Source organism: Amycolatopsis sp. NPDC051071 (assembly GCF_040682875.1).
Classification (GTDB): Bacteria; Actinomycetota; Actinomycetes; order Mycobacteriales; family Pseudonocardiaceae; genus Amycolatopsis.
The window spans coordinates 1-25,160 of record NZ_JBFBBY010000113.1; the positions used below are offsets into that span (position 1 = coordinate 1).

The window sequence follows — 25,160 nt, forward strand, 5'->3', positions numbered from 1 at the left end:
GCGCCTCGTCGTCGACGTGGGTCCGCGTGGCGTCACCGTCCGGTCCCTCGCGGCCGCCGCCGGTGTCCCCAATGGCACGATCTACCACGCTTTCGTGGTCCCCATAGGGCACTTTTCGTCCTATGGGGACCCCTCATGACACACGGCGGGCAGGGCAGGGCGGGCGCACGGGGCGCAGGGCCGGCGGGCGGGGCGCAGGGCCGGACGGGGCCAGGCCGGCGGTGGCGGCGCCGGGGCAGGGACGGGGCGGGGCCAGGTGGGGCGGGGCCAGGCAGGAGCGGACGGGGCAGGGCGCGGCCAACGGCGGCGGCGGGAGGTGCCGGGGTGGGTGTCGTGAGTGTTTTGGGTCGTAGGGCCAAGCGTGAAGGACCCCTTCCCTCGGCTCAGCCGAGGAAACTCGACCTCCACACCTTCCCCAGTACAGGAAGGCCCCCTTCCTGTACCTAGGCGCAAGGAAGGGGACCTTCCTGTACTTGGGCGCAAGGGGGCCTTCCTGTACCTCAGGCGAGCAACGGGCGCCAGTACCGAGCGGGGCGGGGTCTCGTGAGTGCGTTAGAACGGCCCAAAACACTCACGAGGCCCTACAGCGGCACCGTCTTCGTGCTGCACCCGCCGATCCCGCCGCCGGTGGCGCACGCGCTCACGGTCAACCGGGTCGGCGCGGCCGCCGAGTTCAGCAGGACCTGCCTGGTCGCGTCGTCGACGATGACCTGCCACGCCTCGGTCGTCTTGCCCGTCAGTATGAACCGCGCGGTGAGCGACGCGGTCGGCGAGCTGTCTGCGATGGTGGCCACCACCCGAGTCTGGCCCCCGGATTTCTCGACGGTGCCCCTCACACTCTGCACCGCGCAACCGAGCGGACTGCAGACCTCGAACGGCGTGGAAGCCGCGGCGGCGGTACCCGTGAGCCCGGCGGAACCGAGCGCGAGAACGCCAAGAGCGGTGCTGATTCTGGCGGCATGAGCAAGAGACTTCATGATCACTCCCCAGCGATTTGTCCAGTGGACCATCGAAGCTAACGCCTGCCGCTAACCGGCGGCCAACGTTTACCAAGGAATGAAAAAAGCCCCCTTCCCCGCGCGAGAACGGGAAAGGGGGCTTTCACACAAAACCGTCAGGAGCGGCGAGCCCGCTTCGCCTTGCGCGGCGGCGGAAGCGCACCTTCGGCGCGAAGCCGGGCGGCGTGCTCGGCGAGGGCGTCGACCAGGTGCGGGACGTCGGCCTTTTCGGGCTGGACGTCGACCCGCAGCCCGAATTCCACGGCGGTCTCCGCGGTCTTCGGGCCGATGCACGCGACCAGCGTGCGGGTGTGCGGCTTGCCGGCGATGCCGACGAGGTTCCGCACGGTCGAGGACGAGGTGAAGCAGACCGCGTCGAAACCGCCGGTCTTGATCATCTCGCGGGTCTCGGCCGGCGGCGGCGCGGCACGCACGGTGCGGTACGCGGTCACGTCGTCGATTTCCCAGCCGCGTTCACGCAGGCCCGCCGAAAGGGTCTCGGTGGCGATGTCCGCCCGCGGCAGCAGCACGCGGTCGACGGGGTCGAGGACGTCGTCGTACGGCGGGAACTCGGCCAGCAGTCCTTCCGAGGACTGCTCGCCCTCCGGGATCAGCTCGGGGATGATGCCGAACGAACGTACCTTCGCGGCGGTCGATTCGCCGACGCAGGCGATCTTCACACCGGAGAACGCGCGGGCGTCGAGACCGAACTCCTCGAACTTCTCCCACACCGCGCGGACGGCGTTGGTCGAGGTGAAGACGATCCACTGGTAGCGGCCGTCGACGAGGCCCTTGACCGAACGCTCCATCTGCGCGGGGCTGCGCGGCGGCTCGACCGAGATGGTCGGGACCTCGTGCGAAGTGGCGCCGTGGCCGCGAAGCCGCTCCGCCATCTCACCGGCCTGCTCCTTGGTGCGCGGCACCAGGACCTTCCAGCCGTACAGCGCGCGCGACTCCCACCACGACAGCTTCGAGCGCTGGCCCACGGCCTGGCCGATCGTCACGATCAGCGGGCCGACGAGCTCGCCTGCCTCGTTCGCGACGGTGGCCAGCGTGGTGTCCAGGGTGCGCTGGGTGTTGATGGTGCCGTTCGAGGTCACCGCGACCGGCGTGGTCGCCGTCAGCCCGTGCTCGGTCAGCGCGGACGCGGCTTCGGCGAGATGCGCCGAGGTCGCGTGCAGCACGATCGGGCCGGGGGTGGCGGCCAGCGCGGCCCAGTCGACGTCGCCGCGGACGTCGACCTCGGTGTGCGTGCCGCCGAGCGCGACACCGGCGTAGGCCGGGACGGCCGCGCCGGGCGAAACGCCGGGGATGATGTCGAATACGGCGCTGGTCCGGGAAACGGCCTGCACCTCGGCGACAACGGCGGGCTGGGTCAGCGGGTCACCGGCGATCAGCCGGAGCACCAGCCGTCCGGCCTTGGCCTCGTTCACCAGGTCCTTGGCGACCTCGGTGGCCTCGCCGACGGCGGGGCGCACTTCGGCGCCCTCGGCCGTGAAGGCCAGGACACCCGAAGGCACGTCCGGATCGGTCACCACGACCTCGGCCTTGGCGAGCAGCTCCTGAGCGCGGACGGTCAGCAGACCGGCGTCACCAGGGCCCGAGCCCACGAAGGCGACACGCCCGGTGGTCTTTCGCGCGGGGGTCATCTGTGCGTTCTCCTCTTAAGCGGCCGCAGTCCATCGCGGCCGAACCATCAACGTTCTGGCTTTACTCACTGAGCGGGTCCGGGCAGCGCCCCGGCCCCGAGGTCCAGCAGTTCGGCGGCCAGTGTCCGGCCGAGCTGCTCTGCTTCGTTCTTGTCGGCGAGCGCGGAAGCGCGCACCATGTCGACCGCGTCCCCGTCAACTTCGACGGCGGCGGTGCCTCGCAACGAGATCCGCTCGACGACCCGCCCATCGGCGTCCAGGTCCTCGACGATCTCCGCCAGCGCTCCGACCGGTGCGCTGCACCCGGCCTCCAGTGCCGCGAGCAGAGCCCGCTCGGCGGTCGCCGTGGCACGGGTGCCTTCATCGTCCATTGTGGATCCGAGCAGGTGCTCGATGTCCACGTCTCCGGCCCGGCACTCCACCGCCAGCGCACCTTGCGCGGGAGCGGGCAGCATCTGGATCGGGTCGAGGGTCTCGGTGATCTCCTCCGCCCGGCCGATCCTGGCCAGTCCGGCACGCGCCAGGACGACGGCGTCGAGCTCTCCGTCGGTCACCTTGCGCATGCGGGTGTCGATATTGCCTCGGATCGGCACGATTTCCAAACCGAGACCGAGTGCGCGCAGCTGAGCGGTGCGTCGCGGCGAGCCGGTACCGACGGTCGAACCCGGCGGAAGCTCACCCAGCGTCAACCCGTCACGGGCGATCAGCGCGTCACGCGGGTCTTCGCGGCGCGGCACGGCGGCGAGCGTGATCCCCGGCTCCGGCTTCGTCGGCAGGTCCTTGTACGAGTGCACGATGACGTCGACATCTTTACGCAGCAAGGCTTCACGCAGCGCGGAAGTGAAGACGCCGACCCCGATCGTGGGAATCGGCGCGGACGACTTGTCGCCGGGGGTCGTCACGGTGACGAGTTCGACCTCGGCCCCGGTGGCACGCAGGGCGTCGGCGACGGTGCCGGTCTGCGCGAGGGCGAGTTTGCTGCCGCGCGTCCCGATGCGAATGACTCTGCTCACTGATGATCACTTGTCTTTCGGGGTGGCGGTGGGACTCGCCACGGCGGCGGGCGCCTGCGGGTCGAGGCAGAACAGCTCGCGCAGCGCGTTGGCGTAGTCGGTGTCGGCCGTCTCGGCGGCCAGCTGCTTGACCCGCACCGTCGGCGCGTGCAGCAGCTTGTCGACCACCCGGCGGACCGTGCGGCCGACCTCTTCGCGGACCCCGGCTTCGAGGTCCGGCAGGCGGTTGTCCAGGCGCAGCAGTTCGGCGTCGACGACTTCGGCGGCCCGGCGGCGCAGCGCGGTCACGGTCGGAGTGACCTCGGCGCGGCGCTGACCGGCGAGGTACTCGCGCACCTCGTCGAGCACGATGCCGGTGGCCTTCGCGGTCTGCCGCTCGGTGGTCGGGGTGCCCTTGTCACGCATGCGGCGCTGGATGGTCTCGAGGTCGACCACGGCGACGTCGGCCAGTCCGGCGACGTCGTGCTCGACGTCACGCGGCAGACCGAGGTCGCAGACGACCAGCGGGCGCCCGGCGCGGGCCGGGACGTGTTCGACGGTGAAGACCGCTTCCTGCGCGCCGGTGCAGCAGACGACGACGTCCGCCTCGGCGACCGCGGCGGCGATCCCGCTCATCGGCACGGCCTTCGCGGGCACTCCCTGCTCGACGCTCGCGGCGGCGAGGCGGGCGGCCCTCGCTTCGGTGCGGTTGGCGACGGTGAGCTCGCCGATCCCGGATTTACGCAGGTGGGACGCGGTGAGCGCACCCATCGACCCGGCGCCGATGATCAGCGCGTGCTTGCCGGTGAGAGCACCGGCCGCGGCCAGCGCCTCGGAGACGACCGACGCCCCGAGCTGGTCCAAACCGGTTTCACTGTGGACTCGCTTGCCGACGCGCAGCGTGGTCTGGATCAGCTCGTGCAGTGTGCGGCCGACGGTGCCGGCGTCACGCGCGTCGGCATAGGAGGACCGGATCTGGCCGAGGATCTGCGTCTCGCCGACGACCATCGAGTCCAGGCCGGAGGTGACCGAGAACAAGTGCTCGATCGCCGCGCCGGCGTAGTGGACGTACAGCGAGTCGTAGAGGTCCGCGGGCTGCATCCCGGCCTGGCGGGCGAGCACGTCGGAGACGTCGTTCAGGCCACCGTGGAAGGTCTCGACGACGGCGTAGACCTCGATGCGGTTGCAGGTCGAGACCAGGATGGCCTCACTGATGTGCTCGGCCTGCTGGAGTTCGTGGAGCACCTTGGTCACTTCGGTCGCGGGGACCGCGACCTGCTCCAGGGTGTTCAGTTCCGCACTGCGGTGCGAAAGCCCGACCGCCAAGACGCTCATCAGCGCACCACCATTCCCTTGCCGTGGCCATTCACGCTGCCATTCTCGGCTCCCCCGGCGCTCGCGTCTCCTCCGCCGTTGCCATGAGCGGCCAGATCCGCGCGACGAGCGACATGGAACGACAGGATCTGCAGTTCGACGGCGAGATCCACCTTGCGCACCTCGATATGTGCGGGTACTTGCAGCACGACCGGGGCGAAATTCAGGATGCACTGCACGCCACCCGCGACGAGCCGGTCGCAGACCGACTGCGCCGCGGTGGGCGGAGTGGCGATGACACCGATGGAGATCTGCCGTTCGGCGCAGACTTTGGGGATGTCGTCGAGATGCGACACCGGGAGGCCGCCGACCGGCACCCCGACCAGGTCGGGGTCGAGGTCGAACAGCGCCTCGACCGGGAAGCCGCGGCCGGGGAACCCGCCGTAGTTGGCCAGTGCGTGGCCGAGGTTGCCGATGCCGACCACGGCGACCTTGTGCTTGCGGGTCAGGCCGAGGATCCGCTCGATCTGGCTGACCAGCACGCCGACGTCGTAGCCGACGCCGCGGGTGCCGTACGAGCCGAGGTAGGACAGGTCCTTGCGCAGTTTCGCGGAGTTGACGCCCGCCACCTGCGAGAGTTCTTCGCTGGAGATGGTCGTCGCGCCCTGCTCGGCCAGCCCGGAGAGGACCCGCAGGTAGACGGCGAGGCGGGCGACCGCGGCTTCGGGGATCGCCTTCGCGCGGACCGCTTCGGGTTCGGCGGTGGCCTCGACGGCCGGCATCTCCGCGGTGGGCGCGTTGTCGGCGTCCGGTGTCACCCGGGTGCGCCGGCCTCGTTGCGACACCACGCTTGTCCGCTCCTCTGTCCAGCTGAGTACATGAGTCGCCTGAACCAGGAAATCGGCTCTTGACCCGAGGCGCTGAGTCCGGTTCGATGCCGGGCACCCATCGGAGGCGATAGCTCTACGGTAGCCATTTGTGAACGCAGGCACAAAGTCACTGGTCGCGACTGTGTTCAAGGTCGCGCGCGGCGTCTACCGGTACCGACGGCTGTCGCTCGGGAACGCGTCAGCGCGCGTTGAAAGACACCGTATGCCAGCCGGTGGCGCCGTCGGGCACGGTTCCGACGCGCTCTTCGGTCTGCGTGTAGCCGGTCTGGTCGGTCGCCCGCACGGCGACCTGGTGCTGACCAGGGGTGACGCCGACCTCGGTCCACCACATGCGCCAGGTGTCCTTCGACGTCTCGGCCGACAGGACAGTCTCCTGCCACGGCCCCTGGTCGACGCGGATCTCGACCTTCGCGACGCCGGTGTGCTGCGCCCACGCGATCCCGGATACGACGACCTTGCCCGCGGTCACCGCCGAACCGGGTGCGTCGATCCGCGACTGCGTCTTCACCGGCCCCAGCCGTCCCCAGCCCCGGTTGAGCCAGTACGCCTCACGCGCCTGCCAGGTGGTGATCTCCAGGTCGGTCACCCATTTCGTGGCGGACACGTAGCCGTACAGCCCGGGGATGACGATCCGCGCGGGGAAGCCGTGCTCGATCGGCAGCGGCTCGCCGTCCATGCCGATGGCGAGCATCGCGCCGCGTCCGGGATCCAGCGCGGCTTCGACCGGGGTTCCGCAGGTCCAGCCGTCGACGCTGGTGGCGAACAGCTGCTCGGCGCCGGGTTTCACGCCCGCCTCGGCCAGCAGGTCACGCAGGTCGATGCCGAGCCAGCGGGCGTTGGAGATGTACGGGCCGCCGACCTCGTTGGAGACGCAGCACAGCGTGACGTCGCGTTCGATGAGTGTCCGCGAGCGAAGGTCGTCATACGAATAGGTGACATCGCGATCGACCAACCCGTGGATTTTGAGGCTCCAGTCCTCGGTCCTGACCTGCGGGACGACCAGCGCGGTGTCGATCCGATAGAAATCCTTCGGCGGAGTGAGATACGGCGGGGTCCCGAACTTCACGAAATCCGCGTCCGGCGGGATCGGTGGCGCGGTTCTCGCCGCGACGAGCCTGCCGACGGCGGCCCGCGAGTCCGCGGCGTTCTTCCTGGTGCCGACGATCTCGCCGGTCAGCGCGGCGACGCCGGCACCGGCGGCCACGGAAGCCCCGGTGATCAGCACCCTGCGACGGTCCGGACCGTCGCCTTCGCGGCTGTCGAAGTACACGCTGGGCAGGAAGAACCGATGCAGCCACGTGAAGACGACAAGTCCGGCGACCGTCGCGGCCACCGGCGCCAGCAGTGAGATCTGGCCGAGGTCGGTGCGCACGAAGACGGCGGCGACCCCGACCGCGCCGAGTACGCCGACGACGAGCTGCCCCGGCAGCGGCTTGCTCCGCGCGAGTTGCCCGGCGAGCAGGGCGATCAGCACCAGCACCACGGCGAGGCCGAGCTTGAGGACGGGTTTGTCCCAGGTCTCCAACGTCCGCTCGGCCCAGGCCACGACGGCGTGCGGGCTGTGGTCGATGACGAAGTTCGCCACTGCGACGAACGGCGAAGCGGTGTACCCGACGAAGCCCGCGACGAGGTGCCCGACGCCGAGCGCGGCGGCGAGGGCGAGCAGCCCGGTCAGAGCGGCTTGCGGGAAGGTGAGCCTGCGTTCGTCGTCCACGGCTCCATCTTCGCCAGCGAAATCGCCCGAGATCGGCCGTTCGCCCTTACGAGTGTGTTACGCCAGTGCTTTGCGGAGCCTGTCCTCTTCGACCCGCCAGTACCCGTGCTCGGCGTCGTCGATCAGGATCACCGGCACGCGGTCGCCGTATTCGGCCCGCCATTCGGGGTCGCTGTCGACGTCCCGCGCCGACCAGGCCACGCCCAGCTCGCCACAAATCCGTTCGATGTCCTGTTCCGCGACCTCGCACAGATGGCAGCCGGTGCGGGTCATGACGGTCACTTGGTGCGCCATGGCTCCCTGTCTACCTGAGTCCGAGGCACTCTTTCCCGCCGAGGGCTCATCAGCGCAGCCGCAGACGCCGGAGCTTCCCGGTGGCCGAATGCGGCAGGGACTCGGCGAACTCGACGGTATGCGGCACCTTGTACCCGGCAAGGTTCGCCGCGCAGTGCTCGACGACCTGCTGTTCCGAGAGCGAGGCGCCGGGTGCGGGGACGACGACGGCCTTCACCGCCTCACCGGTCCGCTCGTCGACGACACCGACGACGGCCGCTTCGACGACCTCGTCCAGCATCGAGATCACGTTCTCGACCTCGTGCGGGAAGACGTTGAAGCCGTTGACGATGATCAGGTCATTGGCTCGGTCGACCAGGTGCAGGTCGCCGTCGGTGTCGAGGTAGCCGACGTCGCCGGTGCGGAACCAGCCGTCGGCGTCCGGACCGTGCGAGCCGTCCGGCCAGTAGCCGGAGAACAGGTTCTCGCCGCGGATCGACACCAGCCCGGTGCCGCCGTCTTCGTCGAAGGCGTCGCCGAGTTCGTCCGGGTCCTGCGGGACGGGCGTCGCGTCGCCGTCGCTGTCGACCAGCCGGACCTCGACGCCGGGCAGCGGCCGCCCGACCGAACCCGGCTTCGGGTAGCCGGTGACCAGCGTCGTGGTGACGACCGGCGCGCATTCGGTGAGGCCGTAGCCCTCGTAGACGTCGAGTCCGGTGGCGCCGCGGATCGAGGTGAGGATCTTGGGGTGCAGTGGCGCCGCGCCCGAGGTCATCCGGCGGACGGTCGAGAGGCCGCGGCCGAGTTCTTCCGGGTCCATCGCGGCGAACTCGGCGTACATCGCGGGGACCCCGGCGATCGAGGTGACCCGGTGTTCGGCGCAGTCGGAGAGGGTCCGCTCGGCGAGGAAGCGTTCGGACAGGACCGCCGTGGCGCCGACCGAGGTGGTCTGGAGCAGGCCGGGTCCGAGGCCGTAGACGTGGAAGAGCGGGATGGTGATGAGCACGCGGTCGCCGTGCACGAGCGGCGTCGGGACGATCCGGCTCAGCTGGCCGAGGTTCGCCAGCAGCGCCCGGTGCGACAGCATCACGCCACGCGGCGGACCGGTCGTCCCGGAGGTGTACGAAACGACCGCTATGTCCTCACCGGTCCCGGCTTGATCGACCGGTTCGACTGCTCCGTTCGGAGCGATCGCCGGTGAGAGGCTGGTCACTCCGTCAGGGAGCTCCTCGGTCGCTTCGCGTTCGAGGACGAGACGCGCGCCGCTGTGCTCCAGCAGTCCAGTCAGCTCGGCCACCGGAGCCTGCGGCGACATCGGGACGACCACCGCACCCGCCCGCAGTGCCCCGAAGAGCGAGACGGCGAACGCGGCCGACGTCGGCAGCCGCAGAGCGACCCGGTCACCGCGGTCGATTCCCGCGTCGAGCAGGGCGCGGGCCAGCGCGTGGGCGGCGGCGTCGAGCTCCGCCCAGGTCAGCGAGACCCCGCCGCCGGTCTCCACGACGGCCGTCTTGCCGGGCCACTGGCCGGCGGCCTCGGCGAGCAAAGTGGGCACGCTTCGTTCGGCAACCTGCTCCGCGCTCAACTGCGAACCTCTTCCCTCGATGAACGGCGTTGCCAGTTTGTCATCTCGGCCACCGTCATGGGGGTCACTCGCTTTCGTCGCAGTTCTGTAACCCCGGCACCGCTACCTACTTCGCGGTAACTACACGTATGCTGCTGGTCATCGTCGAGTGGTGTTGATCACTCGATGGTGAGAAAAGGAGTCCGGACGTGCAGATCTTGCAGGCCCATGCGGCGGTGGGACATGCGGGCCGGTCTTCTCTGTCCGGATCGGGAGGTGCACCGTGACCCTTCCCGTGCCGAAGCCCGTCTCGATGCTGGCGGGACACATCCTCCGCCGGAGCGGCTTCCCCGCGGTTCCGTCGTCCCGGCAGGCAGTGACTACCGACGAGTCCAACGCCGCCGCCGAGGCCGCGAAGGCCGAAGCCTGGGAGCTGGTCAGCGCCGCACAGGACGGCGACACCTCCGCGTTCGGCCGGCTCTACGACCGCTACGTCGACGTCGTCTACCGCTACGTCCTGTTCCGCCTCGGCGACCGGGACCTCGCGGAGGACGTCACCAGCGAGACCTTCCTTCGCGCGCTTCGCCGCATCACATCGGTCAGCTACCAGGGGCGTGACGTCGGCGCCTGGTTCGTCACCATCGCGCGCAACATCATCCTCGACCACGTGAAGTCGAGCCGGTTCCGCCTCGAAGTGGTGACCGACGAGGTCGCCGAGCCGAACGGGGCGCCGATCGGGAACGTCGGCGTGCAGGCCGTCGCGGGTCCCGAGCAACAGGCGATCAGCCGCGCCACCCGCGCCGAACTGCTGCGTTGCGTCGCCGAACTCGGCGAAGACCAGCGCGAATGCATTGTGCTGCGGTTCATGCAGGGGCTCTCGGTGGCCGAGACCGCCGCGATCATGAAGCGCAACGAAGGCGCCATCAAAGCCCTCCAGCACCGCGCGGTACGCCGTTTGGCACAACTTCTGCCCACCGGATTGCGTTAAGGTTCCATCTTTCGGTTGACACCGTCCATATTCGTAACCACCGGGCATCCCCACTCGTTTCCCAGCCAGACCGGTGTCAGGACCGGGCTGATCGCATGGAGACGGAGCAGGACCGTGGGCGTGCCGGGATGGTTCGCACGGGAGCGAGCGGACGGTGACCGCTTCGCGGACCTTGTCGACGACGGTTCCTTCCCCGAAGACGACGAATTCGAGCGTGAACTCGCGATCGTCGGCGGCCTGCGCGACCTGGGCGCGAGTGGCGCTCCGGACGCCGAGACGCGGCAACGGATCCGCGCGGAGATCGCCGGACGCCTCGCCGGAGCCGAAGCCCCGCCGAAGCGTCGCGGGCACGCCGTCGCCAACCTCGCCGCGGCAGGCGTCGCGCTCGTTCTCGCGCTGGGCGGCCTCACCATGTTGCTGTCCAAGGACGCGCTGCCGGGCGATCCGCTCTACGGCATCAAACGGGCGGGTGAATCGGCCGCGCTCGGGCTCACTTTCGACGAACAGGACAAGGCGAAGAAGCATCTGGAGTTCGCGACGAACCGAGTCGGAGAACTCGATGAGCTGACCCGGCAGGGCGCCGGCACCAAGGCCTACTTCACCGGTCTCGCCGACTTCGAAACCGACCTGCGCGCCGGGGTGACGCAGCTGACGGCGCTCGTCACCGATCAGGGCGGCCAGTCCCGGCTGACCGAACTCCGCTCCTGGGCGCGGCAGCAGTCGGACCGGCTCGGCCTCCAGGTCGGGAACGCCCCCAGCGAGGCGCGGGACAAGTTCGCCGCCGCCCGCGTCCTCCTCGACAAGGTCCAGGCGCGGACGACGGATCTCGGCTCGCGCCTGGTCTGCTACACGATCACCACGGGCTCGTCCGACGACCTCGGTGCCGTCCCGGCCGCGGGCGACTGCGTCCGCGATCCGGGCTCGACCGACGCCGCCGTGCCGCCGGTGACGACACCCGCGCCGTCCTCGGCGCCGTCGAGCAGCGCACCCGCGCCGGCCTCGGTACCGCCGTCGTCCGGCGTGGACACCGTGGCCCCGACCGGACCGCTCGCGCCGCCGCCGGGAGCCAAGCCGCCACCCGTCGTGGCCACCCCGGCCCCGACGAAGCCGCCACCTCTGCCGACCACCTCGACACGTCCGCCGCCGTTGATTTCGATTCCGCCGCTCATTCCGGGGTTACCGCCGATCATCATCGGCTGACACGGGGTGAGTGAGGCAGGCGCCACACCCGGGGCCGCGCGGTTGAGCGCTCGCTACGCTGTGCACAGGCACCTGGGATTCCGGAGGCGGTGTGCGTGTCAGTTTGGCGGGGCAAGGATAAGAGTCAAGAGCTCGAACGGCTGGCCGCGCTCGCGGGCGAGGCGTCGGCCGAGGCCGCCATGGCGACCGCGTCCGCCGAAGCACTCGAACCGCCCGCGCCACCCGCGCCGCCGGATCTGACCGCGGCCGCTTTCTTCGACGTCGACAACACCATGATGATGGGCGCGTCGATCTTCTACTTCGCCCGCGGCCTTGCCGCGCGCAAGTTCTTCACGTCCGCCGATCTGGCTGGTTTCGTCTGGCAGCAAGTAAAATTCCGGCTCGGCGGCCGGGAGAACAAAGAGGACATCAAGACCCACCGCGAGCGCGCACTGTCCTTTGTGGCCGGTCGCACCGTGCGTGAACTGACCGACATCAGCGAAGAGATCTACGACGAACTGATGGCGGACAAGATCTGGTCCGGCACCAGGGCACTCGCGCAGATGCACCTCGACGCGGGCCAGCGCGTCTGGCTCGTCACCGCGACCCCGATCGAACTCGCGGCCATCATCTCTCGACGCCTCGGCCTCACCGGCGCGCTGGGCACGGTCGCGGAGACGAAGGACGGCGTCTACACCGGCCGTCTCGTCGGCGACCTGCTGCACGGCCGCGCGAAAGCACACGCCGTCCGGGCACTGGCGTCACGCGAAGGGCTGAATCTCAAGCGCTGCACGGCGTATTCGGACTCGCAGAACGACGTCCCGATGCTGTCGGTCGTCGGGACCGCGGTCGCGGTAAACCCCGACGGCGGCCTCCGCGACGTCGCGCGGGCCCGCGGCTGGGAGATCCGTGACTTCCGGACCGGGCGGAAAGCCGCGAAGATCGGCGTGCCTTCAGTACTCGGCGTCGGCGCCGTGGCCGGTGCCGTCGCGGCGGGCATGGCCTACCGGCGCCGCTAACCCGCCACACGCGTGCTTGAAGGCGCCACATGCGTGCCTGAACCCGCCACACGCGTGCCTGAAGGCGTCACTGCGTGTTCCGCCTTCAAGCACGCGAGTTGCGCCTTCAAGCACGCGTGTGACGAGGTGGGGCACGTGAGGGCGGGGGACTAGCCCTTGAAGACGCTCTTCCGCTGCGAAAGGCGCTTGTAGAGCGTCTGCTGGATCGACTCCCGAACTTGGTCGGTCAGCGTGAACACCAGCATCGGATCGTCCACGGCGTCCGCGTCGTAGGTGTCCGTACGGATGGGCTCGCCGAACTCGATGCTCCACTTCGTCGGCAGCGGGATCGCGCCGAGCGGGCCGAGCAGCGGGAAGAACGGCGTCACCGGGAAGTACGGCAGGCCCAAGAGCCTGGCGAGCAGCTTGACCTCGCCGACCTTCGGGTAGATCTCCTCCGCGCCGATGACGGACACGGGAATGATCGGCACCCCGGTCCGCAATGCGGCGGAAACGAAACCGCCACGGCCGAACCGCTGCAGTTTGTACCGCGACGAGAACGGTTTCCCGATGCCCTTGAACCCTTCCGGCCAGACGCCGACGAGTTCTCCGTTACGCAGCAGGCGTTCCGCGTCGGCGTTGCAGGCGAGTGTCTGCCCGGACTTGCGGGCGAACGAGCCGACCAGCGGCACCTGGAACACCAGATCCGCGCCGAGGCCACGCAGATGCCTGCCGCCGGGGACGTGGTCGTGCACGGCGACGGCGGTCATCAGCGCGTCGAGCGGCAACGTGCCGGAGTGGTTCGACACCAGCAGCGCGCCGCCGTCGGACGGCAGGTTCTCGACGCCGAAGGTGTCGACGCGGAACCACTTCTCGTACAGCGCGCGCAACGGCGGCATCAGCAGGGTGTCGGTGAGCTCGGCGTCGAAGCCGAACTCGTCGACGGTGTAGTCACCGGTCAGCCGGTCCCGCAGGAACCCCAGAGCCGTCTTGAGTGACGCGGGGAGGGAGTCCGTCGCCTCGACGGCCGGACGGGTCCGGGCCGGCGACACTCGCGTTGAGCCGGGGAACTCGACGACGGGCGCGTCCGCCCTGCGCTCCTGCTGCTTCACCTGGTCCTGCGCGTCTGCGGACTCGCGAAGATCCCGATCCGCTTGCGTTGCCGTGTCCGGCTTCTCTCGTCCGGGGCCGTGCAACGGGATGACCTGCGCTTCAGCGCCGCTCACGTTTTCCGCCTCGCCTTCATGAGAGTTTTCGTAGGGCCTGCTCACCGGTGCGCCGCCTGCCCGGTCGCCGCGGCGACCAGCACCTTGCTCGCGAGTCCGGCCAGCCTGCCGCCGTCCAGCACGGGCCTGAGGCCGCGGCCGGTGATGTAGTCGTCGAACGCCTCACGCGTCGTCCAGCGCGGCAGATAGCCGAAGTCCTTCTTCAGCTTCGTGATGTCCACGACCCGGCCGAAGTTCAGCAGCCGGACCTGGTCGGCGGAGAAATCAACCACGCGGGCTCCGCGCAAGACCTTCCCGACCGACGGCACGACACCGCTCGGCATCGGCAGCTCGACCCGGCCCGCTCGCCGGATCGCCTGAGAGAGCGTGAGTACCCCTTCCGAGCCGACATTGAACACGCCGGGCTTGTCCTCCAGCGTCGCCCGCTCGAAAACGGACAGCGCGTCAGAAGCGTGCAGCAGCTGGATCCGCGCGTCGTAGCCGAAGACGGTCGGGACCACCGGCAGCGCGAAGTAGCGCGAGAGCACGGTGTCGATCTCCGGGCTGATGATGTTGGCGAACCGGAGCAGCGTCGTCGTGATGTCGGGACGGCGGCGCATGAGCCCCCGCACGTAGCCCTCCATCTCGACGGCGTCCTTGGCGTAACCGCTGGTCGAAGTGGGGATGAGTTCGGAATCCTCGGTGAAGACCGCCTGCGAGCGCGCCCCCGCGCCGTAGACCGCGGCCGTCGACTTCACCACGAGTTTGCGCACAAGCGGCGAGCGCTGGCAGGCCGCCAGCAGCCGCATCGTGCCGATGACGTTGACTTCTTTGATCGCCGTGCGGCGAGCGGGCCCGGCCGGATGCACGGTGCACGAGGCGTGCACGACGGTGTCGACCTTGGCCGTGCTGATCACCTTCGCGATCAGCGGGTTCCGGATATCCGCGCGGACGTATTCAGCGCGGCCCATCCGCTGCAGCACCGACTTCCGCGGAGGCGTGGTGTCCACGCCGATCACCCGCTCGAACTCCGGATTGTTGCCGAGTCTGGCGAGCAGTTTCCCGCCAAGGTCTCCCCCGACCCCGGTCACGAGCACGATGTTCGACGGCATAGGACTCCCTGCGCTTTGGGCTGTTCTCGGTTGTCGATCACGGGGTCCTGATGACCTTGAGTATGAACTTGATCCACCGAATGTGCGCGGACCCGCACTCACTGGAAGCATCGCGCGGCTGCCCTTGAGATGTTACCGCTCATTAGGGGTAGTCGAGTCAGCCCTTACATGCTATTAACCCGCTGCTCGCAGAGGGGATACGCAGCTCACTCGGATGGGCGGACGACGCCCACCAAATGGGAGTGGCCCGCCCAGAAACCTGGACGGGCCACTCACCGGCAGTGTCTTACTTGCCGGCCTTCCTACGCTGAACGCGCGTCCGGCGCAGCAACTTGCGGTGCTTCTTCTTCGACATGCGCTTACGGCGCTTCTTGATGACAGAACCCATCGTGAGCGCTCCTCTCCTCGTCGTCGGTCACGCTGCCCGGCGCAGCGTCCAACGGGTGGAGCGCACAGGCACGAGCGGTCTTCCAGAGTACTCGCGCCCTGGAAGACGCCCGTCGGCGGGCACACCGTCCTCGCTAAGCAGGCCTCAGCCCACGTCGAAGTAGGCACCTTGCAGGTACTCGTGAACAGCCTTTTCGGGCACTCTGAACGACTTCCCGACGCGCACCGCGGGCAACTCACCCGAATGCACCAGGCGATAGACGGTCATCTTGGAGACCCGCATCAGCGTGGCCACCTCGGCGACCGTCAGGAACTGGACCTGTCCGACTGAGGGCAGGTCATCCTTCTTGTTAGGCGGCATTTTTCACCGTGTCCTTCGACACGTGTCGCGCCACGCGGCTTCCCCACCTGTGGTATCGACACGCACGTGCTCTCCTGAGAGTAGCGGGACACGTGTGGCTAAAGCGACGCGAGTCACCGAGATGGGCTCGTCCGACTACGCATTTCGTCCTCTCGATGCGGTAGTTCGACGATGAACTACCGCATCTAGAGGACTAATCGCGAGGTTCGTGAGCGGCGCCCAGTTCGGTCGAGCGGTCCTTCGCGGCCTCGATGGCGGCCAGCAGCGCCGCGCGGACGCCGTGCTTCTCCAGCTCGCGGATGGCGTTGATGGTCGTCCCGGCCGGCGAGGTGACGGCCTCACGCAGCAGCACCGGATGCTCGTCGGACTCCGCGAGCATCTTCGCGGCCCCGACAGCCGACTGGATGATCAGCTGCCCGGCGAGCGCACGCGGCAAGCCGAGCAGGATCCCGGCGTCGATCATGGCCTCGACCAGGTAGAAGAAGTACGCGGGCCCGGACCCGGACAGCGCGGTGACGGCGTCCTGCTGGGATTCCGGCACCTCGACGACCTGTCCGACATGCGAAAGCAGGTCCTTCACCACCGCGATGTGCTCGGCGGTCGCGTGCGCACCCGCTGAGACCGCGCTCATCGCCTCGCCGACGAGCATCGGGGTATTCGGCATGACCCGCACCACGGGGACGCCCTCGGCCAGCCTGCGCTCGTACAGGGCCGTCGGCAGGCCCGCGCACAGCGAGACCACCAGCGACCGCACGCCGAGCAGCGGCGCGAGGTCGGCCAGCACCGGGTCGATGTCCTGCGGTTTGACCGCGACGACCAGCACGTCGGCACGGCACGCGGCGTCGGCGACGGTGACCCCGTGCACTCCGTAGCGCTCGGTCAGCTCTGCCGCGCGCGCCGGATAGCGTTCGGTGAACAGCAGGTCATCGGGGCTGTGCCCGCCGTGCAGCAGGCCCGAAAGCAGGGCTTCCCCGATCTTTCCGGCGCCAAGAACCGCGATCACACTCATGCGGCCAGCGTGCCAAACCGCCGTCAGCCGCCGGGCGCCGGGGCGAGTGCCAGCTGACGGGACTGGGAGACCAGCCTGCCCTGCGAATCCACCACGACGGCGTCCGAGTCGAACCAGGCCTCGTGCACCGACTGGGCGTGCACGATCACCCGCAGCCAGCCCGGGGCGGGCCGGGTGCGCAGCAACGCGGTCAGCTGGACCGTCGGCGCCCAGCCGACGCGGCCGAGGTTGTAGACCACGGGCGGGTTCACATCGCCCGCGAGGAGAGCGAAGTACGGGTCGGGCAGGCCGTGCCGCGGCCGGACCCACAGCCGCATCTTCGGCGGGTCGCCGATCCGGCCGTGCAGGTAGCCGACGCTCGCCGGGTCCAGCCGGACCTCGCAGCCTTTCGCCAGGTTGAAGACGCCCTCGGACGTCTCCCCGGTCATGGTGACCGCGCCGGGCGGCGGCTCGGCGGGCATGGCGGGGACGTCGGTCCATTCCGGACGCCGCATCGGGAGCCGCCCGGTGGTCACCCTGGCCTCGACGCAGCTGCGGCCGCGTTGCTCCAACATGACGGCGACGACCGAAGCGCGCCGTCCGACCTTGCGGACGTCGGTGCGCAACAGCACCGGCCCCACCGCCGGCGGATGCAGGAATTCCGCGCTGATCGCCAGCGGTTCCGATGGCGGCTCACCGCGTTCGTGGAGGAGTGAGAGTGCGGTCCGCGCCATCAGGGCCATCAGAAAGCCGCCGTGTGGATGTCCGCCGATCGACCATTCCGTGCGCAGTACCGCTGTGAACGTGCCGTCACCCAGTGATCGCGTCGCGCACGCCGCGTCGAAGGAGGTGACCGTGTCGTCGGCCGCGCTCACCGAAAACTGACCAAGGCCACGAGCCGATCCATCGGGGTGCGGGAGATCAACAAGCGCAGCTGGTTCACGGTCGGAACTTTACGTGTACCAGCGCCTCGGGCGCAGTCAGGAATGAATCTCCGCACCAGGAGACGATCTTTGTCACTGACCGAGGTGAAACCTTGCGAACAACAGGGACTCGGCGAGATCCCTCGACCGCTGAGCCGCGTTCGGCGACCGGCGGGTGTTGATCTCCAGCACGATCTGCCCGGAGAAGTCGCTGTTCACAAGCTTTTCGAGGAGTTCGGCGCAGGGTTCGATCCCGCGGCCGGGTACGAGATGTTCGTCCTTCGGGAGGCCGGTGCCGTCCGCCAGATGGACGTGCGTGAGCCCTTTGCCCATCCGTTCGGCGAGCGCGAGCGCGTCCATTCCCGCTGCCGCCGTATGGGACAGGTCGAGCGTGTAGTGGCGAAACCCTACGTCCGTAGGGTCGATCGATGGCCGGAAGGCGGACACACGGGACGTCCGCGAGCCGCCAGGCGGACGGACCTTGAACATGTTCTCGACCGCGACCTCGATGCCGCTCTCCTCTTCGAGTTCGTCGACGAGGTCGCCGAACGCGTCGCCGTAGCGGCGCTGCCAGCGGAACGGCGGATGCACCACGACGGTGCGCGCCCCCAGTTCCAGTGCCGCGTCGACGGACCTCCGCAAGCGCACCTCGGGATCCGGCGACCACACGCGCTGGGTGATCAGCAGCGACGGCGAGTGGATCGACAGCACCGGCACACCGGTGCGGCGCGACCAGCGGCGCAGTGCGGAGACGTCCTGGCTGACCGGGTCGGCCCAGATCATCACCTCGACACCGTCGTAGCCGAGGTCTGCGGCCAGCTCGAACGCCGCGCCCGCCCTCAACGGCCAGACGGACGCGGTCGAGATCCCGACCGGAACAGGAACAGCCATTCCGGCATCCTCCACGAAGCCGCTAACGCGCGACCAGCAGGAGTGCGGCCGGTGAGACCGTCACCACCAGGCCGACCAGTACCGCGAGCACCGTCGTCTGCAGGTCGTCGGCCCGGCGGATCTTCCGGACGATCCACACCAGCGCGACGATCACCAGCAACGCGGCGACGAGCGCGGCGGCGGGGAGGTTGACCCACAGCCAGTTGAAGCCGAGCCAGACCCCGGCGCCGCCGACCACGCCGAGTGCGAGCTGGCCGGCGAGCGCCAGCCACTGCTTCCCCGGTGAGGCGTTCTCGGCGTACTCCTCGGGTGCTTCCTCCTCGACGACTTCATCGTCGCGGTCGTCTTCGTACTCGTCCTCGTACTCGTCGGCCCGGTAGCCGTACTCCTCGCGGCCGAAATCCGGGCCGCCGTCGGGGTACGCCGGATCGGCGAACTCGCGCTCGTACTCGTCGAGATCGTCCTGACGATCCTGGCGGTGCGGGTCACGCTCGTCGAGCGAATGCGGTGGTACGAAAGGCATCGGCGCCGGAGGGGACGAACCCATGGTCGGCGGTCCGGCGTCGAACGCGTCCTGGCCGGGATCCACGTCGGGCTCCATGGGCACGGCCCCGACCGGGGGCGGCACCGGCGGGATCCCGCCGATCTCGGTGTCCTCGGACTGCACCTTCTGCCGTCGCTTGCGCCAGCCGGCCAGCCCGGCGGGTGGCACCTCCGGCTCGACGGGTGCCACGTCGGGTTCGGGCGCGATGTCGTCCGGTACCGCGGCGAACTGCTCGGTGCTCGGATCGGCCTTGGGCTGGGCGGGGCGGCCCGGCGGACGACGGCGCCGTACCGGCTGGGCGGGCGGGGTCGCGAAACCGCCGCTGGCCATCGGACCGGGTGCTTCTTCGTCGGAGGGTGCGTCGACCCCACCGTCGAGTCTCGCCGAAAGGCCCGCGGACGGAGGTCCGGCCTGCGGTTCGGGACGGCGGCGGACCGGCGGCACCGCGCCGCGGGTCTCGTCCTGGCCGGGTGGCCGCGGACGGCCGCGCGGGGGCAGTCCTTCGGAATCCGGCGGTCGCTGCTGGTAGCCGGACTGCTCCTGCGGCGGCGTCGGCCGGACGAACTGGCCGGACTGCGGTGGCTGCTGCGGCGGTCGCTGCTGGTAACCGCTCTGCTCCTGCGGCGGAGCGGGCCGGGCGAACTGACCGGACTGCGGTGGCTGCGGTGGCTGCTGCGGCGGGGCGGGGCGCGCGAACTGGCCCGACTCCTGAGGAGGCTGGACCGGCTTCGGCGGGCGCACCGGCGGCGTCTGCCGGGTCGGGGCGGCGGCGTTCGGCGGCACCGGCAGCGGCGCGGAGTCCTGCTGCGGCGGGAGCGGCCGTGCACCCGAATCCTGCTGACCCGGCGGACCCTGGGGTCGCGAACGGCGCGGCGGCCGCGAGGGCGGCGGCGGGGTGTCGCCGGACACCCGGTCGATGATCGCCTGCGGCGCGGTGTCGCTCACCGAAGGCGCGCGTCGGCCACGTGGCGGCTCGGGAGCCTCGTCGTCGTCGTCGGCCGCGCGGCGTCGCCTGCGGCGTCCGCCTTCCGGCTGGGCTCCGTGCTGCGCGAGCAGCTCCGCCACGGTCTTCTGAGGCGGGCCGCTCTCTGTTTCGTCCGTCATACCGTGCTGTCCAATGCGCGCTCCGGCCGTTGTGAACCGGCACGCGACGGGGCATCGGCGGCGTCGCGCGCGCTATCCACCGTCTTCCGCATTTCCGTCACCTCTTCACCGTGCCCGTTCTCCTTCGACGAAGTCCAGTGGGGCGCTGCCGCTCCCAGTCTCGTCCGCACCATTCGAATGGTCCAGCCGTCGCAGGATGACACCTTCTCGCAGTGCCCACGGACAGATCTCCAGTTCTTGCAGGGAAAGCGCCCGCATGGTGGCTTGTGCGACGAGCGCGCCGGCCACCAGTTGATGCGACCTGCTCGCGCTGACCCCTTCGAGTTGTGCCAGGTCATGGGCGGTCATCCGGGAGATGAACGCGATGAGCTGACGCAACGCGGTGTCGGTCAGGGTACGGCGCACATGCGGGCCGCCCGCCGACGGCGCCGCTCCGGTCAGCCTGGCGAGTGACCGGAACGTCTTCGACGTCGCGACGACACGATCGGGTTCACCCAATTTAGTGACCTTCTTCGCGAGTGTGGCGAGCTGTTCTTCGAGCCAGGCCGAAGTCGCGACGAGTTCCGAGCGGGACGGCGGGTCGTGCTGGAACCGCGTCCGGGTGGTCCGGCCCGCGCCCAGCGGCAAGGATTCGGCCAGCTCGGGCTCCTCGTCGCGGCCCATCGCGACTTCGAGCGAACCGCCGCCGATGTCGAGCACCAGGAGTTTTCCGGCCGACCAGCCGAACCAGCGGCGGACGGCGAGGAAGGTGAGCCGGGACTCGTCGACCCCGGAAAGCACCTTCAGCTCGACGCCGGTCTGCTCGTGGACCTTCGCCAGTACCTTCGGGGCGTTCTTGGCTTCGCGGACCGCGGAGGTCGCGAACGCCATGACGTCTTCGCACCCGAGCCGCACGGCCGCCGCCTTCGCCGATTCGACGGCCCGCACGAGGCTGTCCGCACCCGCCCGGCTCAGGTCGCCGTTGCGGGTGATCTGCTCGGCGAGCCGGAGCACGGCCTTTTCGGAATGCATCGGGGTCGGGTGGGCGCCACGGTGGGCGTCGACCACGAGCAGGTGGACGGTATTGGAACCGACGTCGAGTACCCCTAGGCGCACGAGCGTCTACGGTACCCGCCCGCACGTCAGGTCACGAAACCGTAACCGTGATCTGTATCGCAACAGCCGTGGCTGAAGGGGACTTTCCCCGCATGCGATGCGGGGAAAGTCCTCTTCAGCTCACGTCTCGAACTTGTAGCCGAGCCCACGCACCGTGACCAGGTGCCGGGGCGATCCCGGGTCCGGTTCGATCTTCGACCGCAGGCGCTTCACGTGGACGTCGAGCGTCTTGGTGTCGCCGACGTAGTCCGCACCCCACACCCGGTCGATCAGCTGCCCGCGGGTGAGCACGCGGCCCACGTTGCGCAGCAGGTACTCCAGCAGGTCGAACTCCTTCAGCGGCAAGGAGACCTCCTGGCCGTCGACGGTCACGACATGCCGTTCGACGTCCATCCGCACCGGCCCGGCGGTCAGCACCAGCGGTGCGAGGTCACCTTCCGAGCCCGGCTCACCGCCGCGGCGCAGTACCGCCCGCACCCGCGCGATGAGCTCGCGGGCCGAGTACGGCTTGGTGACGTAGTCGTCGGCGCCGAGTTCCAGCCCGACGACCTTGTCGATCTCGCTGTCACGCGCGGTCACCATGATCACCGGCACGGCGGAGCGCTGCCGGAGCTGCTTGCAGACGTCCGTCCCGCTCATTCCGGGGAGCATGAGATCGAGCAGGACGATGTCGGCGCCGTTGCGGTCGAATTCCTCGAGCGCCTGCTGTCCCGTTCCGGCAACGGCGGCGGTGAAGCCCTCCTTGCGCAGCAAGAACGCGAGCGGGTCGGCGAACGACTCTTCGTCCTCGACGATGAGAACCCTCGTCACAGGTTTCCTCCATGGTCGGGGCTTTCTTGCCCTGTGGCCACGAGACGGGGTGTCCGCTCGGGGGTCTTCTCCGGCCGGGATGCCGGCGGAGCCTGTTTCGCGGTCGCCGCCGGTTCCGCACCGATATGCGCGGGGATCCGCAGGGTGAACGTCGACCCGGTGCCGGGACGGCTCCAGAGGCCGACCGAACCGCCGTGGTTGGCGGCCACGTGTTTGACGATCGCCAGCCCGAGCCCGGTACCGCCGGTGGACCGCGAACGCGCCTTGTCCGAGCGGAAGAACCGCTCGAAGACACGCTGCTGCTCGTCCTCGGCGATACCGATACCGCGGTCGGTCACCGCGATCTCGACCTTCCCGTCGACCAGCCGTCTGCTGATCGACACCGGACTGCCCGGTGTCGAGTACGCGACGGCGTTCTCCAGCAGGTTCGACAACGCGGTGACCATCAGCGTCCGGTCGCCCTCGATGAGCAGCCCGCTTGCCGAGTCGGTGGTGATGGTGATCTCGGCGGATTCCGCCGAAAGGGTGGTTCGGCCGAGCGCCTCACGGACGACGGCGTCGACCTCGACCACGTTCAGATCGGGCAGCCGCTCGGCACCCTGCAACCGCGAAAGCGCGATCAGCTCGGTGACGAGCTGCCCGAGCCGGGTCGACTCGCGGAGGATCTTGCCGCCGAACCGGCGGACCTCTTCCGTGTCCTCCGCGGCGTCGAGGACGGCCTCGGTGAGCAGCGCGATCGCGCCGACCGGTGTCTTGAGTTCGTGGCTGACGTTCGCGACGAAGTCCCGCCGGACGGCTTCGAGGCGGATGGCTTCGGAGTGATCGACGGCCTCGACCACGGTGAACCCGTCGCCGAGCGGGCGGACCTCGCCGAGGACGGCTTCGGGCTGGCGGCCCCTCGCCTCCAGCGGGGAAAGGTCGATCTCCATCGGTTCGTCGGTCTCGACCACCTGCTCGGCGGCCTTGCGGGCCCGCGGGTCGGCTTGGTTGACCTTCACCAGGCCCAGCTCGTAGGCGCGCGGGTTGTGCAGCACCATGTCGCCGAACTTGTTGAGCACGACGACACCGTTGTTGCTGGACCGAACCAGCCGTTCGAGCAGTTCGGCGACGGTGGGTCCGGTCGGCCGGCGCTCCTCGCGGCGGGCCCTGCCCTTCGCGATGAAGAAGCCGACGACCACACCGACGATCAGTCCGCCGATGGCAAGGGCGAGTACAACAGGCGTGGTCACAAGGGGATCGTAAGCGGGTGGGTAGTCTTTTGGCCTAGTCCCGGCCGCGTACTCGTGATGCCTATGACACCTGGCGACACCCTGTTCGCCCGCAGGTCAGCCGCCGTTCACGTGACCGATCCCTGGCCGAGACCTCCTGGGTGAAGCGGGTCACCCGATATGGGGACTCCGACGGCGTCCGATGCCCGTATCCCTACTTTCGTCGTGACTATCCGGGCGGGGTCCTTCCCACTCACAGGCGAATAGCGACGTTCCCGTCACGGCCCCCGGGGAATGTTGGAAGACTGTCGCCGTGGAACTCGTCAGTGACATCTCCCTGATTCGCGGAGAAGAAGAGCTGTTCGACCGGACGGCTCATCTGTTCGTCGCGGCGACCGACATCGCGTGTGCGGCCGATGACCTCTACACGTGGGCACTCTCCCGGCCATCGCTCACCAGGCAGGGTGAGCGGCTGGTGCACGACAAACGGATCCGCAAGCTCTACCGCCCCGGCGTCCTGCTGAACGAGCAGACCGCCCAGCACCTGCACCACCTCTCCGGCCTGGGCGCGCAGATCCGGATCGGCACCGAGGAGGTCAACGAGACGATCCTGCTCGACGAGCGGGTCGCGATCATGGCAGGCGACGAGGGCAAGGCGGTGCGCTCCTACAGCGTCATCTCGCGCCCCGAGCTGGTTCAGGGCATCCTGTCGCTGTTCGAGTCCGCTTGGCTGGCGGCGGCCACGCTGGAGACGTTCGACGCGCGGTTCGCCGATATCCGGATGGAGGCACCGCAAATTCTCGAGTTCCTGACCACCGGCTGCAAGGACGAGAAGGCCGCGAAGAGCCTCGGCATGGGCTTGCGCACGTACCAGCGTCGCGTGTCCGAACTGCTGGTCGCGCTCGGTGTGACGTCGCGGCTCCAGGTGGACGCGCGGGCACGGGAGCTCGGGCTGCTGTGAAACGCTGGGCAGGATTCGCCGTGCTGCTCGCCCTCGCGGGCTGCACCACCGCCGTCGGCGGCACCGCCCGGCCCGAACCGGCGAGCCCGCCCTCGAACCTCGCGCTGGTGAACCCGGCGCGGACCGCGTCGGTGCTGAACGCGGTGAAGACCGCCACCGAAGCGGTGTTTTCCTACGACAGCGCGGCCCTGCCCGCCTACGAGAAGTCGACCGCCGAGAACCTGACGCCGGGCGCGCGGGACGAGATCGGCAGGCTGCTGGCCGAGGTCCGGAACTCGCCGCAGCCGATCAAACTCGTGACGCGGGTGATCGTCTCGGCCGCCGTCGAAGAGACGCCCGACAAGGCGCAGGTACTGACCGTGCTCGACCAGGCCAGTACCAGGGCGGGCACCACCAGCAAAGGCATCGCGTCGGTGCTGTTCGCGACGGTGCGCGACGGCGAACGGTGGCGGATCGCCGAAATCAAGGTGAGCCCGACGGCGTCCCCGCTCGCTCCGGAGAAACCAGGCGCGGGAGACCGGGCGATCGCCCGGGTGCGGGACTCCGCGCGCGACGGCGCCCTACGCGTCGCAGAGGCCCTGCTGAGCTTGGACCCAGCCGACCCCGAAGGCAGCTACGCCCGCTACGAGGCCGTCTCGACCGGACAGTTGCTGACGCAGTTCCAGCAGGACAAGGCGGCGCGGATCGCCCAGTTTCGGACGGCAGGCACGAAGTCGGCACTGGAACCGAACGCGGCCGCCGCGGTCATGGAGGTCGTCGACGACAAGGCGAGCGTGCTGCTCGTCGCGACGACCACCGTCACCGACGCGGCCGGCCAGGCGACCAAGAAGTACCTGCCGATCGTCCTGCGGCTCCAGCGCCTGCCCGAGGGCTGGAAGGCCGCCGGTATCGAGACGGTCCAGGCCCTTCCGTGACACTTCGGGCGTGTCGCCCTTCGCCCGCCCTCTGAAGTACAGGAACCTCGCCGTATTGACGCATCGCGTCCACCAGCGGCAGGCCGAGTGCGACGGGC

Annotated in this window: 24 protein-coding genes and 1 pseudogene; 6 read left to right on the forward strand and 19 right to left on the reverse strand. The window is 69.4% G+C overall.

Features of this window, described 5'->3' with window-relative positions; all coding sequences use genetic code 11:
• Window positions 1-94: pseudogene (locus AB0M65_RS29120) on the forward strand (TetR/AcrR family transcriptional regulator); the annotation flags it as partial.
• A 487-nt stretch (window positions 95-581) separates the two neighbouring features.
• Here AB0M65_RS29120 and AB0M65_RS29125 read toward each other — a convergent pair.
• From AB0M65_RS29125 to AB0M65_RS29160, 8 genes are all read right to left on the reverse strand, one after another.
• Window positions 582-977 (reverse strand): hypothetical protein, encoded by a 396-nt coding sequence (locus AB0M65_RS29125; RefSeq protein ID WP_364034359.1) that lies wholly within the window; start codon window positions 975-977, stop codon window positions 582-584.
• A 137-nt stretch (window positions 978-1,114) separates the two neighbouring features.
• Window positions 1,115-2,647 (reverse strand): bifunctional uroporphyrinogen-III C-methyltransferase/uroporphyrinogen-III synthase, encoded by a 1,533-nt coding sequence (locus tag AB0M65_RS29130; protein ID WP_364034362.1) that lies wholly within the window; start codon window positions 2,645-2,647, stop codon window positions 1,115-1,117.
• Between the two features lie 65 nt (window positions 2,648-2,712).
• Complete coding sequence (gene hemC, locus AB0M65_RS29135) at window positions 2,713-3,660, reverse strand: hydroxymethylbilane synthase (protein WP_364034365.1); 948 nt, start codon at window positions 3,658-3,660, stop codon at window positions 2,713-2,715.
• 6 nt (window positions 3,661-3,666) lie between these two features.
• Window positions 3,667-4,974 (reverse strand): glutamyl-tRNA reductase, encoded by a 1,308-nt coding sequence (locus tag AB0M65_RS29140; RefSeq protein WP_364034368.1) that lies wholly within the window; start codon window positions 4,972-4,974, stop codon window positions 3,667-3,669.
• On the reverse strand, window positions 4,974-5,735 hold the full coding sequence (locus AB0M65_RS29145) for a redox-sensing transcriptional repressor Rex (protein WP_364034417.1): 762 nt from the start codon (window positions 5,733-5,735) through the stop codon (window positions 4,974-4,976). Before AB0M65_RS29145 ends, AB0M65_RS29140 begins: the two co-directional genes overlap by 1 nt.
• A 286-nt stretch (window positions 5,736-6,021) precedes the next feature.
• Entirely contained in the window at window positions 6,022-7,557 is a 1,536-nt protein-coding gene (locus tag AB0M65_RS29150; protein ID WP_364034371.1) for a molybdopterin-dependent oxidoreductase, read from the reverse strand.
• A 57-nt stretch (window positions 7,558-7,614) separates the two neighbouring features.
• On the reverse strand, window positions 7,615-7,851 hold the full coding sequence (locus AB0M65_RS29155) for a glutaredoxin family protein (RefSeq protein ID WP_364034374.1): 237 nt from the start codon (window positions 7,849-7,851) through the stop codon (window positions 7,615-7,617).
• A 49-nt stretch (window positions 7,852-7,900) separates the two neighbouring features.
• On the reverse strand, window positions 7,901-9,385 hold the full coding sequence (locus AB0M65_RS29160; protein ID WP_364034420.1) for an AMP-binding protein: 1,485 nt from the start codon (window positions 9,383-9,385) through the stop codon (window positions 7,901-7,903).
• A gap of 292 nt (window positions 9,386-9,677) precedes the next feature.
• On the opposite strand from AB0M65_RS29160, the gene AB0M65_RS29165 reads away from it, so the two are divergent.
• From AB0M65_RS29165 to AB0M65_RS29175, 3 genes are all read left to right on the forward strand, one after another.
• Window positions 9,678-10,382 (forward strand): sigma-70 family RNA polymerase sigma factor, encoded by a 705-nt coding sequence (locus AB0M65_RS29165; RefSeq protein WP_364034377.1) that lies wholly within the window; start codon window positions 9,678-9,680, stop codon window positions 10,380-10,382.
• 114 nt (window positions 10,383-10,496) lie between these two features.
• A complete protein-coding gene (locus AB0M65_RS29170; protein WP_364034380.1) occupies window positions 10,497-11,582 on the forward strand; it encodes a DUF5667 domain-containing protein in 1,086 nt (361 codons plus the stop codon).
• A 95-nt stretch (window positions 11,583-11,677) separates the two neighbouring features.
• Complete coding sequence (locus AB0M65_RS29175) at window positions 11,678-12,580, forward strand: HAD-IB family hydrolase (RefSeq protein ID WP_364034383.1); 903 nt, start codon at window positions 11,678-11,680, stop codon at window positions 12,578-12,580.
• A 149-nt stretch (window positions 12,581-12,729) separates the two neighbouring features.
• Here AB0M65_RS29175 and AB0M65_RS29180 read toward each other — a convergent pair whose 3' ends face one another.
• The 11 genes from AB0M65_RS29180 to AB0M65_RS29230 form a co-directional block, all read right to left on the reverse strand.
• Entirely contained in the window at window positions 12,730-13,830 is a 1,101-nt protein-coding gene (locus AB0M65_RS29180) for a lysophospholipid acyltransferase family protein (protein WP_364034386.1), read from the reverse strand.
• Window positions 13,827-14,876: an NAD-dependent epimerase/dehydratase family protein gene (locus tag AB0M65_RS29185; RefSeq protein ID WP_364034389.1), complete on the reverse strand. Its 1,050-nt coding sequence runs from the start codon at window positions 14,874-14,876 to the stop codon at window positions 13,827-13,829. Before AB0M65_RS29185 ends, AB0M65_RS29180 begins: the two co-directional genes overlap by 4 nt.
• A gap of 286 nt (window positions 14,877-15,162) precedes the next feature.
• Window positions 15,163-15,264, reverse strand: a complete 102-nt coding sequence (locus AB0M65_RS29190) for an AURKAIP1/COX24 domain-containing protein (RefSeq protein WP_007030867.1) — start codon at window positions 15,262-15,264, stop codon at window positions 15,163-15,165.
• Between the two features lie 144 nt (window positions 15,265-15,408).
• Window positions 15,409-15,624 carry a helix-turn-helix domain-containing protein gene (locus AB0M65_RS29195; RefSeq protein WP_016330918.1) on the reverse strand — a complete coding sequence of 72 codons (216 nt, stop codon included), beginning with the start codon at window positions 15,622-15,624 and terminating at the stop codon, window positions 15,409-15,411.
• 193 nt (window positions 15,625-15,817) lie between these two features.
• Complete coding sequence (proC, locus tag AB0M65_RS29200; protein WP_364034393.1) at window positions 15,818-16,633, reverse strand: pyrroline-5-carboxylate reductase; 816 nt, start codon at window positions 16,631-16,633, stop codon at window positions 15,818-15,820.
• Between the two features lie 23 nt (window positions 16,634-16,656).
• Window positions 16,657-17,487, reverse strand: coding sequence for a thioesterase family protein (locus AB0M65_RS29205; RefSeq protein ID WP_364034396.1), 831 nt, complete (start codon window positions 17,485-17,487; stop codon window positions 16,657-16,659).
• 141 nt (window positions 17,488-17,628) lie between these two features.
• The gene (locus tag AB0M65_RS29210) at window positions 17,629-18,426 is read right to left on the reverse strand and encodes a sugar phosphate isomerase/epimerase family protein (RefSeq protein ID WP_364034399.1); all 798 of its coding nucleotides are present in this window, start codon (window positions 18,424-18,426) and stop codon (window positions 17,629-17,631) included.
• Between the two features lie 22 nt (window positions 18,427-18,448).
• Window positions 18,449-20,074: a hypothetical protein gene (locus tag AB0M65_RS29215; RefSeq protein WP_364034402.1), complete on the reverse strand. Its 1,626-nt coding sequence runs from the start codon at window positions 20,072-20,074 to the stop codon at window positions 18,449-18,451.
• Window positions 20,075-20,179: 105 nt separating this feature from the next.
• Window positions 20,180-21,169 carry a Ppx/GppA phosphatase family protein gene (locus tag AB0M65_RS29220; RefSeq protein WP_364034405.1) on the reverse strand — a complete coding sequence of 330 codons (990 nt, stop codon included), beginning with the start codon at window positions 21,167-21,169 and terminating at the stop codon, window positions 20,180-20,182.
• 120 nt (window positions 21,170-21,289) lie between these two features.
• Window positions 21,290-21,979, reverse strand: a complete 690-nt coding sequence (locus AB0M65_RS29225) for a response regulator transcription factor (protein ID WP_076164239.1) — start codon at window positions 21,977-21,979, stop codon at window positions 21,290-21,292.
• Window positions 21,976-23,208 carry an ATP-binding protein gene (locus AB0M65_RS29230; RefSeq protein ID WP_364034408.1) on the reverse strand — a complete coding sequence of 411 codons (1,233 nt, stop codon included), beginning with the start codon at window positions 23,206-23,208 and terminating at the stop codon, window positions 21,976-21,978. Before AB0M65_RS29230 ends, AB0M65_RS29225 begins: the two co-directional genes overlap by 4 nt.
• Before the next feature lie 292 nt (window positions 23,209-23,500).
• Here AB0M65_RS29230 and AB0M65_RS29235 point away from each other — a divergent pair, with 292 nt between their 5' ends.
• Window positions 23,501-24,148 carry a DNA-binding response regulator gene (locus AB0M65_RS29235; protein ID WP_364034411.1) on the forward strand — a complete coding sequence of 216 codons (648 nt, stop codon included), beginning with the start codon at window positions 23,501-23,503 and terminating at the stop codon, window positions 24,146-24,148.
• Window positions 24,145-25,062, forward strand: coding sequence for a hypothetical protein (locus AB0M65_RS29240; RefSeq protein WP_364034414.1), 918 nt, complete (start codon window positions 24,145-24,147; stop codon window positions 25,060-25,062). The genes AB0M65_RS29235 and AB0M65_RS29240 overlap by 4 nt, the downstream gene beginning before the upstream one ends.
• Window positions 25,063-25,160: the final 98 nt, after the last annotated feature.

Excerpts from the sequence above, each read along its gene's own strand:
- AB0M65_RS29130 (WP_364034362.1), bottom strand. The coding sequence starts at position 2,647 with ATGACCCCCGCGCGAAAGACCACCGGGCGTGTCGCCTTCGTGGGCTCG.
- AB0M65_RS29185 (WP_364034389.1), bottom strand. The coding sequence starts at position 14,876 with ATGCCGTCGAACATCGTGCTCGTGACCGGGGTCGGGGGAGACCTTGGC.
- AB0M65_RS29140 (WP_364034368.1), bottom strand. The coding sequence starts at position 4,974 with ATGAGCGTCTTGGCGGTCGGGCTTTCGCACCGCAGTGCGGAACTGAAC.
- AB0M65_RS29215 (WP_364034402.1), bottom strand. The coding sequence starts at position 20,074 with ATGACGGACGAAACAGAGAGCGGCCCGCCTCAGAAGACCGTGGCGGAG.
- AB0M65_RS29210 (WP_364034399.1), bottom strand. The coding sequence starts at position 18,426 with ATGGCTGTTCCTGTTCCGGTCGGGATCTCGACCGCGTCCGTCTGGCCG.
- AB0M65_RS29145 (WP_364034417.1), bottom strand. The coding sequence starts at position 5,735 with ATGCCGGCCGTCGAGGCCACCGCCGAACCCGAAGCGGTCCGCGCGAAG.
- AB0M65_RS29195 (WP_016330918.1), bottom strand. The coding sequence starts at position 15,624 with ATGCCGCCTAACAAGAAGGATGACCTGCCCTCAGTCGGACAGGTCCAG.
- proC (WP_364034393.1), bottom strand. The coding sequence starts at position 16,633 with ATGAGTGTGATCGCGGTTCTTGGCGCCGGAAAGATCGGGGAAGCCCTG.
- AB0M65_RS29155 (WP_364034374.1), bottom strand. The coding sequence starts at position 7,851 with ATGGCGCACCAAGTGACCGTCATGACCCGCACCGGCTGCCATCTGTGC.
- AB0M65_RS29190 (WP_007030867.1), bottom strand. The coding sequence starts at position 15,264 with ATGGGTTCTGTCATCAAGAAGCGCCGTAAGCGCATGTCGAAGAAGAAG.
- AB0M65_RS29125 (WP_364034359.1), bottom strand. The coding sequence starts at position 977 with ATGAAGTCTCTTGCTCATGCCGCCAGAATCAGCACCGCTCTTGGCGTT.